Genomic DNA, 14,171 nt, shown 5'->3' on the forward strand with positions numbered 1-14,171 from the left:
AAAGTGGATGTGTATAACTATTATAAGTTATTAACAGTGAGAAGGCTGATAAATACAAGGTTTTGTTTATAGTGTGGATAAAGTGAACAAAAATGTGGATAAATTATTTTAATTGGGGATTAAGATTAATATAAGTGTGGACACAATATATATGAATAAGATATATTTCTACAACAATATAGAGAATATTGCATAAAAAATTATTATCAGTTAGAATTTGTTACATATAGATAGTAATTTTTGTTGATAACTATACACAAAATCCACAAAACTGTGGATTAAATCTGTGGATAATGTGGATAATGAGGTGGAAAAATGAAATATAATAAGAAAATTATAAAAGCAAGCTTTATAAAAAGACCTAATAGATTTAATGCATCTGTATTAATTGATGGGGAAGAAATTGTAGTTCATGTTCCTAATACAGGAAGATGCAGAGAAATATTGATTCCTGGATGTACAGTTTATCTAAGGGAGGAGTTAAATCCAAATAGAAAGACTAAGTATGATTTAATAGCTGCAATTAAGGGAGATAAGTTAATAAGTATTGATTCACAAATTCCTAATAAGGTGGTAAAAGAAGCATTAGAATTAGGAGCTGTGGAAAAGTTAAAAAAATATAATAATATATTAAGTGAGAAAACTTTTGGAGATAGTAGGTTCGATTTTAAATTATCTAATGATGATGGAGAAGAATATTATTTAGAAGTAAAGGGTGTAACTTTAGAAGAAGAAAGAAGATGCAGATTTCCTGATGCACCAACTGATAGGGGAAGAAAACATTTACTTGAGTTAATAGAAGTTAAGAAAAGTGGCAGAGGGGCTGGGGTATTATTTTTAATACAAATTGAAGATGTAATATCCTTTACTCCTAATGATGAAACAGATCCTAAGTTTGCAGAAGCTTTAAGATTAGCTAATGAAAATGGTGTGGATATTTTTGCTTATTCTTGTAGGGTTACAGAGGATGGTATTACTTTATATAAGCCTTTAGATATTATATTGTGATAGAAAATTCTCTATGATATAGTTAATAGTATAATTGTATTTGGGGGTAAGCTATGAAATTTATTTATTGTCCTAAGTGTGGAGCTAAGTTAGAAGAAAAATATAGTTGGGATGAAGGTGGAGTACCCTATTGTGTAAAGGATGATTTGTTATTCTTTGATGTGCCTAAACCTTGCATTATGGTGGCTGTAATTAAAGATGATGAAGTTTTATTATTAAAGCAAAGTTATATTTATAAGAATTCTAGAGTTCTTATTTCAGGGTATATAGGTATAGATGAAAAGGCAGAGGATACAGTTCATAGAGAAGTTTTAGAGGAAACTGGAATAAAAATTGATAATGTTAGATTCTTAGGAACGGAATATGTAGAAGGTAAGGAATTGTTGATGCTTACATTTATGGCCTTTTATAAGGATGGACATATAATCAAATCTGATGAAGTTGAAGCTGTTTCTTGGGAAAAACTCAATAAGTCTTTAGAATTAATGAGTGAAGATGTAATAGGAAAAAAGGTTATTAAAAAAGTACTAGATATTTTAAAAAGATAAGATCTTAGTCTAGCTAGGATCTCTTTTTGGGTAAAGTAGTATAAGAGTATAATTTTTATTTATAAAATTAATATATTTTTTATAAAAATACTCAATTAATATCTTATAATATATTTAGGAAATAACATAATAATTAAAAGGGAGTGTAGGGAATGGAGAAAGAAAGCAAATTCCTTCCTGAAATTAAGGGGACTTTAAGAAATCATGTGGTTGAAGTTCCACCTGAAATCAGAAATTGTGGAGGAATAAAAATATTTGGCAAGAGAATTAAATCATTATTATTTACTACAGATGTAGCAATTATAAGAAATACAAATGCAGATGCTATTATCGCAGTTTATCCATTTACCCCACAGCCTCTTATTACGGAAGCGCTAATAATGGCAGCTGATGTACCTGTATTTTGTGGAGTAGGAGGAGGAATAACTCAAGGGAAAAGAGTTGTAAATCTTGCTATGGATGCAGAGTTTAAAGGTGCAATGGGTGTAGTTGTAAATTCTCCTACATCAAATGAAGTAGTTAGGAAAGTAAGAGCAACTATAGATATACCTGTAGTTGTTACAATAGTATCTGAATATGAAAATATAGCTGAAAGAATTGAATCAGGAGCTACAATTTTGAATGTATCAGGAGGAAAGAATACTCCTAAGATAGTAAGAAAGATAAAAGAGCAGTTCCCAGAGTTCCCTGTTATAGCTACAGGTGGTCCAACAAGGGAAAGTATTAAAGAGACAATATTAGCAGGAGCAAATGCTATAACATATACTCCACCAACTACAGCAGAGGTAATGAGTGAATTAATGGATAAGTATAGAGAATTTTAGAAGAATGCGGATAAAAATATTGAAATAAGTGAAAAATATGGTATCATAAGTTTAAACCTTGAGTAAAATAATATAGTAGGAATATGCCTAGGGTAGAGGTGCCAAAGCAAATAGTAGTTAATCAGAGTCGGCAGATGAAGAAGATTAATGAAAGGTGTTAGGCCGAAGAAATAGTATTTGCAGATGCTTTTTCTGGTTATATATAGAATATATATATAACTGTCACAAAGTGTGATGAGCTACAAGGTACATTATCATAATGTATTTTAACAAGTTTAGATTTGTTTAGTAGTAGTCACAGAAGATTCTGTGACATTTTTTTTACTCTAAAAGGTTAATTTTAAAATTGGGGGCTTTATGTATGAAATTATTTGGAAGCATGGAAGTAAGAGACCAAGAGTTAATAATTGGGGGCGTTAGGGCAAGTAATTTAGTAAAAGAATATGGAACACCTTTATATGTAATGGATGAAAAGTTACTTAGAGATACCTGTAATGAGTATTATAAAAACTTCAAATGTGATGAAGAGGGAAATAGGGTAGCTTTTGCAGGAAAAGCATTTTTAACAGTAGAAATGGCAAAGTTAATAAAAGAAGAGGGATTATGTCTTGATGTAGTCTCTGGTGGGGAATTATATACTGCATATAAAGCAGGGGTTCCTATGGAAAGAATATATTTTCATGGAAACAATAAGACCCTAGATGAGATAGAATTAGGAGTAAAATTAGGCGTAGGTAGGTTTATTGTAGATAATTTATATGAAATGGAATATCTTGATAAGTTTGCCAAGGAGTATGGAAAGGTACAAGATATATATTTAAGAATTACTCCAGGTATAGAAGCACACACACATGATTATATAAAGACAGGTCAAATAGATTCTAAGTTTGGATTTGCACCAGTTGGAGATATTATCATGTCTGCTATTAAGAAAGCAATATCCCTAGAGAATATAAATTTATCAGGGCTTCATTGTCATATTGGTTCTCAAATATTTGAATTAGAACCTTTTGAAGATGCAGCGGAAGTAATGCTTAATTTAATAAACAAGATAAAAAATGAAACTGGATATATTATAGATGAGTTAGATTTAGGTGGAGGATTTGGTATATACTATACAGAAGCAGATTCACCTAAAGAAACAAAAGAATATTGTAAGGCTATTTTAAATAAGGTTGATTATGTATGCAAAAACCTAAATATTAAGAAGCCAATCTTGACTATAGAGCCAGGACGTTCAATAGTTGGAAATGCAGGGTTAACTTTATACAAAGTTGGAGCAATTAAGGATATACCTAAGGTAAGAAAGTATATTTCAGTAGATGGAGGTATGGTTGATAATATTAGACCAGCTCTTTATGATGCTAAGTATGAATGTTGCATAGCCAATAAAATGAATGAAGATTGTATTGAAAAGGTAACTATAGCTGGAAAGTGTTGTGAATCAGGAGATATCTTAATTAAGGATACAATGTTACCAGTTTGTGAAACTGGAGATATTCTTGCAATCATGTCAACAGGAGCTTATGGATATTCAATGTCTAATAATTATAATAAGATTCCAAAAGCTGCAGTAGTAATGACAATGGAAGGTAATTCAAGGGTAGTAGCTAAGAGAGAAAGCTATGAAGACTTAATAAAAAATGAAATAAATTAGCTAATTATTAAAAGGTTATATTAAGTTTTATATAGCCTTTTTTTTATGTCGAAATATTGGGTATAATAACAATAATAAAATATTTATTTTTTATTAAATATATTGTAAAGAGGTTATAAAAAACATTTAATATGTTATACTTAAAATATGAATTTGGGGAAAGGAAGGATAAGATATAGACAGATGAAAGAAGTGTTTACAGTAGATAGAATAGAGGGTGACTATTTTGTAATAGAAACACCAGAAGAAGATATAATAAATGTAGAGAAGTATTTAGTAGAAAGTGGAGCTAAAGAGGGAGATTGTTTAGTAAAGAAAGATGGCCACTTCCGTATAGATATAGAAGAAACTAAAAAAAGAAAAGAAGAAATTTCAAACTTAATGAAGGGAATGTGGGCTGATTAATGAGTGAGCAAAAGAGTAATTTTATAAAAGACTGGGTATTACCAATCTTACTAGCATTTGTAATTGCTTTATTAATTAAGCAATTTTTAATATTTAAAGTTGAAATACCATCAGGTTCAATGATTCCTACTTTAAATGTTGATGATCAGTTATTTGTTAGTAGGATATACAACCTTGATAACATAAAACGTGGAGATATACTTGTGTTTAGGTCAGAAGAATTAGATGATATGCTAATTAAAAGAGTAATTGGTCTTCCAGGAGATAAAATTGATATAGAAGATGGAGTAGTATCGGTAAATGGCGAAGTTTTACAAGAAGATTATGTAGTAAATAATGATCACTTTTATGGTAAATTTGAAGTGCCAGAAGGGAAATACTTCTTCTTAGGAGATAATAGGCCAATATCTCATGATTCTAGAAAGTGGATAAATCCATATATTGATGGAAAATATATAGAAGCTAAGGCACAAATAAAAGTATATCCATTTAAGGATTTTGGTAGTATAAAGTAATTTTACGAAAGAGGTGAATATAGGTATGGAAAAGGAACCTAAAAAGAATAAGTCGTCTTTTTGGACGTATTTTATATTAATTGGAGCAATATTATTCATGGTTAGCTATGGAAGAAATATGTATAAGAATCAAGAGATTTCATACAATGATTTCTTAGCACTAATGCAAAAAAAGCAAATAACTAAAATAGTTATATCTAAAGAAAATTTAATAATAACTCCAAGTGAGGATTCAGAATATAAAGGTAAAACATTATATACAGTAAATCTTAATGATGAAGAATTAATAAAGGAATTGAAGGAGTCAGATGATATAGAATTCTATGGAACAAATCCAAAGGAATCTGTTTTATTAGAGAGTTTAATTTCTATGGCAATTCCACTGTTACTTCTATTCTTTATGTGGAAAATGGTTTTCAATAGAATGGGTAAAATGGGTGGAGGAATGGGCTCTATAGGCAAAAATAATGCTAAGGTATATGTTGAAAATGAAATTGGTGTAACATTTAAAGATGTTGCAGGACAAGAAGAGGCCAAAGAATCATTAGAAGAGGTAATTGATTTCTTAAATTGTCCAGCTAAATATACTGAAATAGGTGCAAAACTTCCAAAGGGAGCATTATTAGTAGGACCTCCAGGTACAGGAAAGACACTTATTGCTAAAGCTGTAGCAGGTGAAGCAAAGGTACCGTTTTTCTCGTTATCAGGTTCAAGTTTTGTAGAAATGTTTGTTGGTGTAGGTGCATCAAGAGTAAGAGAATTATTTAAGGATGCAGAAGCGAAAGCACCATGTATAATATTCATAGATGAAATTGATGCTATAGGTAAGAGTAGAGATAATCAGCTACAAAGTAATGATGAAAGAGAGCAAACTCTAAATCAATTACTTTCTGAAATGGATGGCTTTGATTCTTCTAAAGGTATTGTAATACTAGCAGCTACAAATAGACCAGAAATTTTAGATAAGGCATTATTAAGACCAGGAAGATTTGATAGAAGAATAATTGTAGACAGACCTGATTTTAAAGGTAGAGAAGCTATTCTTAGAGTACATGCTAAAAATGTATGCTTAGATGCAGAAGTTGATTTAAAAGAAATAGCTAAAGGAACTCCAGGTGCAGTTGGGGCAGATTTAGCAAATATTATAAATGAAGCTGCTTTAAGAGCTGTAAAACATGGAAGAAAAGCAGTTTTACAAGAAGACTTAAGAGATGCTGTGGAAGTTATAATAGCTGGTAAAGAAAAGAAGGATAGAATACTTTCAGATAAGGAAAAGAAAGCTGTTGCATTCCATGAAGTAGGACACGCACTTGTTGCTGCCCTATTAGAAGGAACAGATCCAGTACATAAGATTACTATTGTGCCTAGAACTATGGGAGCTTTAGGGTACACTATGCAACTTCCTGAAGAGGAAAAATACTTAATTTCAAAAGAAGAGCTTATGAATCAAATTATGGTTATGCTTGGTGGTAGATCTGCTGAAGAAGAAGTATTTGGGCTAATATCTACAGGAGCATCTAATGATATTGAAAGAGCAACTCAAACAGCAAGAAGTATGGTTACTATGTATGGTATGAGTGAAAGATTTGATATGATGGGCCTTGAATCAATGCAAAATAGATACTTAGATGGTAGAGCTGTAAGAAATTGTAGTGAAGAAACTTCTACTATAATAGATGAAGAAATACTAAAAGTAATAAAAGATGCTCATAATAAAGCTAGAGCGTTATTAAGAGAGAATAGAGATTTATTAGATAAGATATCTGAGATATTATTAGAGAAGGAAACTCTATTTGGAGATGAATTCATGGCAATAGTATGTGAAAAATATCCAGAGCTAAAAAAAGAAGAAGCTAAAGAAAAGCTTGAAGAGGTAAATACTGAAGCAGTTGTTGAAGTTGATAATACTACTGAAACAGAAGATAAAACAAATAATGAATAATAATATATAGTAAAAAAATCACAGTTGCCTAAAATAGACTTCTGTGATTTTTTAGCCTAGTTATTTTGGAGGTGTTTTTTTGAATAAGGATTTAGAGTTTATTATGGAAGAAGGAAAGCTAGAGGAGACACTTAAGATTTTAAATAATGAAATTTTAAATTATCTATCTAAAAGAAAAAGTATAACAGATTATATAGTTGATTATAGAAAAAAGGTAATTGAAGAATATAGAGATGATGAAGATAAGGTAATTGAGTACTTTGACCATGAAAACTATGTTAAGGAAGAAGCATTTAAAACTATAGATAAGAGATTAAAGGAATTTACTATATTAAAGGATTCCCCTTACTTTGGTAAGATAGCATTCACAGAAGAGGATGAAGGGGCAGAGGAATTCTATATTGGTAGATTTGGGTTAACACCAGAAGATAGTTATGACCCTGTTATAGTAGACTGGAGAGCACCAGTTGCATCATTATTTTATAAAGGTACATTAGGAGAAACTACTTATGATTGTCCTAATGGAGCTATAAATGCAAATCTTTTAGGAAGAAGACAGCTAATAGTTAAAAAAGGTGAACTTAAAGGCTTATTTGATTCAGCTATAGATGTAAAAGATGATATACTTCAAATGGTTTTAACATCTAATTCAAGTGAAAAGCTAAAAGATATAGTAATGACAATTCAAGAAGAGCAAGATGAAATAATAAGAGCTCCAAAGGATAAGGTTGTTGTTGTAAATGGAGTGGCAGGTTCAGGTAAAACAACTATAGCCCTTCATAGAGTTTCATATTTACTTTATAATTTTAGAAAACAATTTGGCGATAAGGTATTAATACTTGGACCTAATGACATATTTATGGATTATATTGGTCAGGTTCTGCCTACCTTAGGTGAAAGTGGAGTTACTCAAATGACATTCCAAAACTTTGCTATATCAGAAATAGGATTAGAAGAACCAGTAAAAGGTTTCTCTGAATATATAGAAGAAGCAATGAGTGGAAATGAAGAAGCTCTTAAAGAATATAAGTATAAAAGTTCTAAGAAATTTACAGAGTTATTAGATAAGACTTTAGAAAAGATGAATGAGGAATATTTTAAAATACAACCTGTGAGATTCTTTGATGAAGAGATTGTTTCTGTAGATGAAATTAAAGAATTATTTACTAAATATTATGGATATATGCCTCTATTTAGAAGAAGTGAAAAGATTAAGAGAATACTTACTTCTAAAATTAAGGATAAGAGAGATGAACTAGTAAGGGAGTTAGAAGCTAATATTAAAGAAGAAATATCAAAGTTATCTCCAGATGAATTAGAAATTGAAAAGAACAATCTTTTATTTAAGAGAAGAATAAGAATAAGGGAAATTGTTAGAGGGGTGATGAATTCTAGAGATGAGTTAGAATCATGGATTAATCACGAAGATACAGTAAGCCTATATAAAAGAATAACTAATACTGAAGCTCTTGGATATATGGATTTAGCAGGAATATTATATTTAATGGTTATGCTTGAGGGCAAAAAGTGTAAAAAAGAATATAAGCATGTAGTAATTGATGAAGCACAAGATTATAATACAACACAATTTAAGCTTATAAAGGAGCTTACTGGATGTAAGAGCTATACTATAGTTGGAGATAGTAATCAAAGGCTAATTACAACATTAGAAGAGCCAGCTATGTTAAATCTAGAAGAAGTATTTGGAGATTCTGTTAAGGAATTTAGTTTATTAAAGAGCTATAGATCAACTCAACAAATAATGGAATATGCAAGTAGATTCTTAAATGAAGATAAGGTTATACCTTTAGTTAGAGAAGGAGAGCCTGTTATAGAGGAAGAAACTACATCAAAGGAAGATTTAGTTGAAACTATTGTATCTATAATAGAAGATTATCAAGAAGATGGATTAGAGAGCATAGCAGTTATAACTAAAAATAAAGAAAACATTCCGGAAATATCAAGTTTATTAAAAGAAAGAATTAAGATCATGAGCTTTGATAGAGATGATTTAATTTATAATGGAGGAAATGTAGTAATTCCTGCATATTATGCAAAAGGCCTAGAGTTTGACGGGGTAATAATTCTAGAAGAGGGAGAAGAAACTCCAAATTTAGTTAAATATATTATGTGCACAAGAGCACTTCATAGATTATCTATAATAAAAAAGCAGTCATAAGACTGCTTTTTTACTGTTTAGGAGTGCAGTGACGGAACAAGCAAAATAAATATTCCCCACCCTTTTTACTTGGTATATTTCTCTATTTTTTTCAAAGTATCTTTATATATATCATCAACTACAGAAAAATCCATGGCCTTAATATAATAACTTTCAAGTTCATCATGGAAGCTTTTAGCTTTTTTAATACATTGCAAAGCTTTAGCTATAAGAGTATCAAATAAAACTTTATCATTTTCAACTTCTGATTTTCTAGAAGATAGAGCTTGAGATGAACATAAGTCATTCATATCATATACAGTGCAATCATAGGAAAGTCTGCTTATTTCATTTGTTGTAAATATTCCAGTTGATATTTCTGGAATTATAATGTTTTCTAATCTTTCTGGAATTAGAGGGTCGTGTAAATATTCAACGAAGTAGCCTAGCTTTTGAGCTTCAGATCCTATATATCTTAATATATCAGTTTTGCCAAAGCCAGGACCGCCTTTTAAAGCATATAATTTATCAACATTAGAGGATAAAGCCTTATTGTAAGTGACTATTCCATTAGGTGTAAAAGCCGTACCAAATAAATGTCTCTCGCCACCAAAGCCTGATTTTGAGGAGTTTAATATTTCACCTTTTATTTTATCCATAAAAGTATTTACCTTATAAGAGTTTAAGGACTCATAATTTAAAGTGCTCCAATCTTCATGAACACCTTTTGCTGCTCCTAAAAATCTGTATGCTCGTTTGAAGGTTTTTCCTATTTCTTTGTTAATACTAATTAGTTCTTTTTTATTTTTACTAAGTAAATCCATATCAAGAGCTGTTCCTAAGTTTACTATCTCATCTACAGCACCTGGAGTAATAGGATCTACAACGTGAGGTGAAGTTCCATCTAGTATAGCTACGTTAAGTTCCTTAATTACTATACCATCTAAAGAATTATTGTCTGAAGAACAATGATGGTATTCAAGGGAATAGCCAAGATCTAAAAAGTAAGCGCCTATCTTTTTCATGAATGAAGATTTACCTGTACCAGGTCCACCTTTAAGGCAAATAATTTTGTTAGCATCTTCTTGTGTCAAGATATACCTATAGAAAGAATAAAAACCTTTGGAAGTGTTACCACCTGGAAATAAATCTCTTTGTTTAGAATAATTCATACTTTGCTCCTATACTCAAATTATATTTTCAAATCAATATAATATATGATTTACATGAGTAAGGTGATAAAAGTTTTATAAAAATAAACTATGCATAAAGTTACTTGATAAATAAGGAAAGGTGGTATAAATATAAGTGTTTTGCATAATATCAAGGAATAATTTTTAATGGTATGGAAAAATATTAAAAAAATATACAAAGGGTATTGCATAAATATAAAACTATGGTGTATAATTATACCATGATAAATGAAAGATAAGTTTTAGAAATAAAGGGGGACAACATAAAATGAAAAAAGGATTATTAAGGAAGCTATTCGCTACAACACTTGTTGGGACTATGGCAATTTCAATGGTTGCATGTGGGGGAGAAGATGCAGGTGAGAAAGATGCATTAACAAAAATAAAAGAAAAAGGTGAATTAACAGTTGGTATGAGTGTAGACTATGCTCCATATGAATTTTTTGTTATGGAAAATGGTAAGAAAAAGATGGTTGGAATGGATTTAGAGATTCTAAAAGAAGTAGCTAAAGATATTGGAGTTGACTTTAAAGTCGAAGAAATGGAGTTTAAGGGTATATGTACAGCAGTTAATGCTGGACAAGTTGATATAGGATTATCTGGATTATCACCGGATGAAAAGAGAAAAGAAATAGTAGATTTTTCAGACATTTATTTTGAGGCAGAGCAAGGAATATTAATAAATAAAAAAGATGCTTCTAAAATTAAAAAACTAGAAGATCTTAAAGGACTAAAAGTAGGAGCTCAACTTGGTTCTATTCAAGCAGATATTGCAAACACAATTCCAGATGCAAAAACTAAATTTTTAGAAGAAGTTCCAGTATTAATTCAAGATTTACTTGCAGGAAATTTAGATGCAGTTATAGTTGAATTACCTGTTGCAGATGTTCAAAGTGTAATTCATCCAGAACTTGCAAGAGCAGAAGAAAAAGTTAAAGACGAAGCAGGCGGAGGGTCCGCAATTGCCGTTCCAAAGGATCAAAAAGCTTTATTAGATGAAATAAATAAGACAATCAAGAGATTAATTGACGAAGGAAAGATAGATACATTCTATAAGGATGCAGTTAAACTATCTAAGAGTGAAGTTGTTGGAGAGTAATTAATGATAGAGTCTCTTAATGTTTTAAGAGGCTCTTACTATATTTTTAAGGAGAGTAAGTATGAAAGGTTTAAGCTTTAATTTTTTAAGTGAATATTTTCCACTGTTTATTGAAGGATTATTATGGACATTATTAATAGCTTTATTAGCCGTGATATTTGGTGTTATACTAGGAAGTATTCTATGTTTTATGAAGAAATCAAAATTTATAATATTAAGAGCAATTGCAAATATATACATCGAGATAGTTAGAGGTACACCAGTACTTTTACAAGTATATATTGTTTACTTTGGATTAACAGCTTTTGGAATAAAGCTAGGTGCATTTACATCAGCAATTATTGCATTATCAGTTAATTCTGCAGCCTACGTAGCAGAAATAATTAGAAGTGGTATTGAGGCTGTAGATAGTGGCCAGATGGAGGCAGCTAGAAGTTTAGGGATGACTAGTAAAATGGCAATGTTTAATATTATATTACCGCAAGCAATAAAGAATATATTACCAGCGATAGGTAATGAGTTTGTTGCAGTAATAAAAGAGTCATCTATGGCTTCTGTAATTGGTGTGGCGGAAATAATGTATGCGTCTAAAATAGTTACTGGAGCTACATATAGAAGTATGGAACCACTAATGATCGCGGCTATATTTTATTTCATACTTACATTTACTTTAGGAAGACTTATGGGATATCTTGAAAGGAGGTTGAAGGCTAGTGATTCACGTTAACAATTTACACAAAAGCTTTGGAAAAAATGATGTTTTAAAGGGAATTAATGAGCACATAAATAAAGGGGAAGTGGTAGTTGTTATTGGACCATCTGGCTCAGGAAAATCAACTTTTTTAAGATGCCTTAACCTTTTAGAAGTACCTACTGAAGGTAAAATAATATTTGAAGGTAATGATATTACAGATAAAAAGAATGATATTAATAAGTTAAGACAAAAGATGGGTATGGTATTCCAACAATTTAATCTTTTCCCACATAAAACAGTGTTAGAGAATATAACAATTTCTCCTATTAAGGTTAAAGGAATAAATAAAGAGGAAGCTAATAAAAAAGCTATGGAGCTTTTGAAGATGGTAGGCCTTGTTGACAAAGCAGAAGCTTATCCATCATCCCTATCTGGAGGACAAAAGCAAAGAATAGCTATAGCTAGAGCACTTGCAATGGAACCTGATGTTATGCTTTTTGATGAGCCAACATCTGCATTAGACCCTGAAATGGTAGGAGAAGTTTTAGGAGTAATGAAGGACTTAGCCAAGGGCGGAATGACAATGGTTATAGTTACTCATGAAATGGGATTTGCTAAAGAAGTTGGAGATAGAGTTTTATTCATGGATGGGGGAGTAATTGTAGAACAAGGAACTCCTGAGGAAATATTCAACAATCCTAAAAATCCAAGAACAATAGATTTCTTATCAAAAGTACTTTGATAGGTACAAGGTAAAAAGGTAAAAGGAAGTTGCTATGCAACTTCCTTTTATCTATCTACTTATATTTATACATAATCATTGTCTATTGTTATTATACAATTATATTCCGGATGTATAGATTTAATTGCTGCTATTATATCTTCTTTTAACTCGTCAACACTCATAATCTTTTTAAGATTTTCTGGATTAACTACAATATCAAAAATTAAGTTCTTCTTTTCACCTTCCCCAACAACTCTAAAGTCATGCATAGATTTTATTAAAGGATTATATTTTATTATTTTATTAATCTCATCATAAGCTAGCTTAACTTCATCAGTAAATACACAAATAGGATCCATATGAATAACTAAATAGATATTTAACTTGCTAGAAATTTCTCTTTCAGCTGTATCAATTATTTCATGAATTTTCATAACCGATATATCAGATGGTATTTCTGCATGGATAGATGCCATACATCTTCCAGGCCCATAGTTATGAACAATTAAATCGTGAACTCCTGTAATGTGTTCATATGATTGAACCATGTCTTTAATACTGTTAACTAATTCTGGGTCAGGGGCTTCTCCTAAGATAGGATTTATGGTTTCTTTAATGAGTGTATAACCAGAATAAACTATAAATACTGCTACAATAAGACCAAAGTATCCATCTATAGGGAAAGATGTAAACTTAGATGCTAAAAATGAAATTGTAACACAAGAAGAAGTGAAAACATCTCCTAATGCATCTACAGAAGCAGCTTTCAATGCAGAAGAATTAATAGAATTACCTATAAACTTATTAAATCTTGATAACCAAAGTTTAAATAAAATTGATACTAATAATAGTACAAATGGTATAAATTCAAATGTTATACTAACAGGGTTAAGTATACGTTCAAAAGATGACTTAATAAACTGTATACCTACTAGCATTACCATGAATGCTACTATTAAAGCTGATATATATTCCATTCTACCATGGCCAAATGGATGTTCAGCATCAGCAGGCTTATCAGCCATTTTAAAACCAATAATTGTAACGATAGAAGAAGCAGCGTCAGATAAGTTATTAAATGCATCTGCCATAATAGCAATACTTGAAGCTACCACACCTACTGTAAGTTTGATAGCGAATAAAATTAAATTAATTGTTATTCCTACTACGCCACCAAGTACTCCATAGGTACTTCTTACCTTTTCACTTTTTATGTCTTCACTATTTTTAATAAACTTCTTTACTAAAAAGTTTGATATCAATAACATCAACTCCTATCATTATATATAAACATATATTATTCTATATCACTTAAATATAATAATCAATTATATCACTAAAAATGCAGAAAATCTGTACTTAATTTTGGATGAATATGGTATAATCAATTATGTAAATTAGTGG

At 30.5% G+C, this 14,171-nt stretch carries 13 protein-coding genes and 1 riboswitch; of the genes, 11 read left to right on the plus strand and 2 right to left on the minus strand.

Translation table 11 applies throughout. The features are described 5' to 3' along the window. Positions 1-315 precede the first annotated feature (315 nt). From sfsA to DR024_RS00505, 8 genes are all read left to right on the plus strand, one after another. Complete coding sequence (sfsA, locus tag DR024_RS00470; protein WP_099329319.1) at positions 316-1,008, plus strand: DNA/RNA nuclease SfsA; 693 nt, start codon at positions 316-318, stop codon at positions 1,006-1,008. Positions 1,009-1,061: 53 nt separating this feature from the next. Beyond that, complete coding sequence (locus DR024_RS00475; RefSeq protein WP_099329320.1) at positions 1,062-1,556, plus strand: NAD(+) diphosphatase; 495 nt, start codon at positions 1,062-1,064, stop codon at positions 1,554-1,556. A gap of 152 nt (positions 1,557-1,708) precedes the next feature. Continuing rightward, positions 1,709-2,380, plus strand: a complete 672-nt coding sequence (locus tag DR024_RS00480; protein WP_049179998.1) for a beta/alpha barrel domain-containing protein — start codon at positions 1,709-1,711, stop codon at positions 2,378-2,380. Between the two features lie 85 nt (positions 2,381-2,465). Next, positions 2,466-2,630: riboswitch (Lysine riboswitch) on the plus strand. 111 nt (positions 2,631-2,741) lie between these two features. Beyond that, positions 2,742-4,037 (plus strand): diaminopimelate decarboxylase, encoded by a 1,296-nt coding sequence (gene lysA / locus DR024_RS00485; protein ID WP_049179997.1) that lies wholly within the window; start codon positions 2,742-2,744, stop codon positions 4,035-4,037. Between the two features lie 147 nt (positions 4,038-4,184). Continuing rightward, entirely contained in the window at positions 4,185-4,442 is a 258-nt protein-coding gene (locus DR024_RS00490; RefSeq protein ID WP_242979719.1) for a DUF3006 domain-containing protein, read from the plus strand. Beyond that, the gene (gene lepB / locus DR024_RS00495) at positions 4,442-4,957 is read left to right on the plus strand and encodes a signal peptidase I (protein ID WP_049179996.1); all 516 of its coding nucleotides are present in this window, start codon (positions 4,442-4,444) and stop codon (positions 4,955-4,957) included. Before DR024_RS00490 ends, lepB begins: the two co-directional genes overlap by 1 nt. Positions 4,958-4,982: 25 nt before the next feature. Further along, positions 4,983-6,899, plus strand: a complete 1,917-nt coding sequence (ftsH, locus tag DR024_RS00500) for an ATP-dependent zinc metalloprotease FtsH (protein ID WP_111917980.1) — start codon at positions 4,983-4,985, stop codon at positions 6,897-6,899. Between the two features lie 79 nt (positions 6,900-6,978). Further along, positions 6,979-9,078, plus strand: a complete 2,100-nt coding sequence (locus DR024_RS00505) for a HelD family protein (RefSeq protein WP_111917982.1) — start codon at positions 6,979-6,981, stop codon at positions 9,076-9,078. 65 nt (positions 9,079-9,143) lie between these two features. On the opposite strand, the gene DR024_RS00510 is transcribed toward DR024_RS00505, so the two are convergent. Then, positions 9,144-10,229 (minus strand): PRK06851 family protein, encoded by a 1,086-nt coding sequence (locus tag DR024_RS00510; protein WP_111917984.1) that lies wholly within the window; start codon positions 10,227-10,229, stop codon positions 9,144-9,146. Between the two features lie 289 nt (positions 10,230-10,518). Here DR024_RS00510 and DR024_RS00515 point away from each other — a divergent pair, with 289 nt between their 5' ends. The 3 genes from DR024_RS00515 (at position 10,519) to DR024_RS00525 (ending at position 12,785) form a co-directional block, all read left to right on the plus strand. Beyond that, positions 10,519-11,349 carry a transporter substrate-binding domain-containing protein gene (locus tag DR024_RS00515; protein WP_111917986.1) on the plus strand — a complete coding sequence of 277 codons (831 nt, stop codon included), beginning with the start codon at positions 10,519-10,521 and terminating at the stop codon, positions 11,347-11,349. 61 nt (positions 11,350-11,410) lie between these two features. Further along, positions 11,411-12,076: an amino acid ABC transporter permease gene (locus DR024_RS00520; protein ID WP_027097222.1), complete on the plus strand. Its 666-nt coding sequence runs from the start codon at positions 11,411-11,413 to the stop codon at positions 12,074-12,076. Continuing rightward, positions 12,063-12,785 carry an amino acid ABC transporter ATP-binding protein gene (locus tag DR024_RS00525; protein ID WP_055184805.1) on the plus strand — a complete coding sequence of 241 codons (723 nt, stop codon included), beginning with the start codon at positions 12,063-12,065 and terminating at the stop codon, positions 12,783-12,785. The genes DR024_RS00520 and DR024_RS00525 overlap by 14 nt, the downstream gene beginning before the upstream one ends. Before the next feature lie 65 nt (positions 12,786-12,850). Here the strand turns inward: DR024_RS00525 and DR024_RS00530 are convergent, their stop codons facing one another. Further along, positions 12,851-14,029, minus strand: coding sequence for a cation diffusion facilitator family transporter (locus DR024_RS00530; protein WP_111917988.1), 1,179 nt, complete (start codon positions 14,027-14,029; stop codon positions 12,851-12,853). Positions 14,030-14,171: the final 142 nt, after the last annotated feature.

This window comes from Clostridium paraputrificum, assembly GCF_900447045.1.
Classification (GTDB): domain Bacteria; phylum Bacillota; class Clostridia; order Clostridiales; family Clostridiaceae; genus Clostridium; species Clostridium paraputrificum.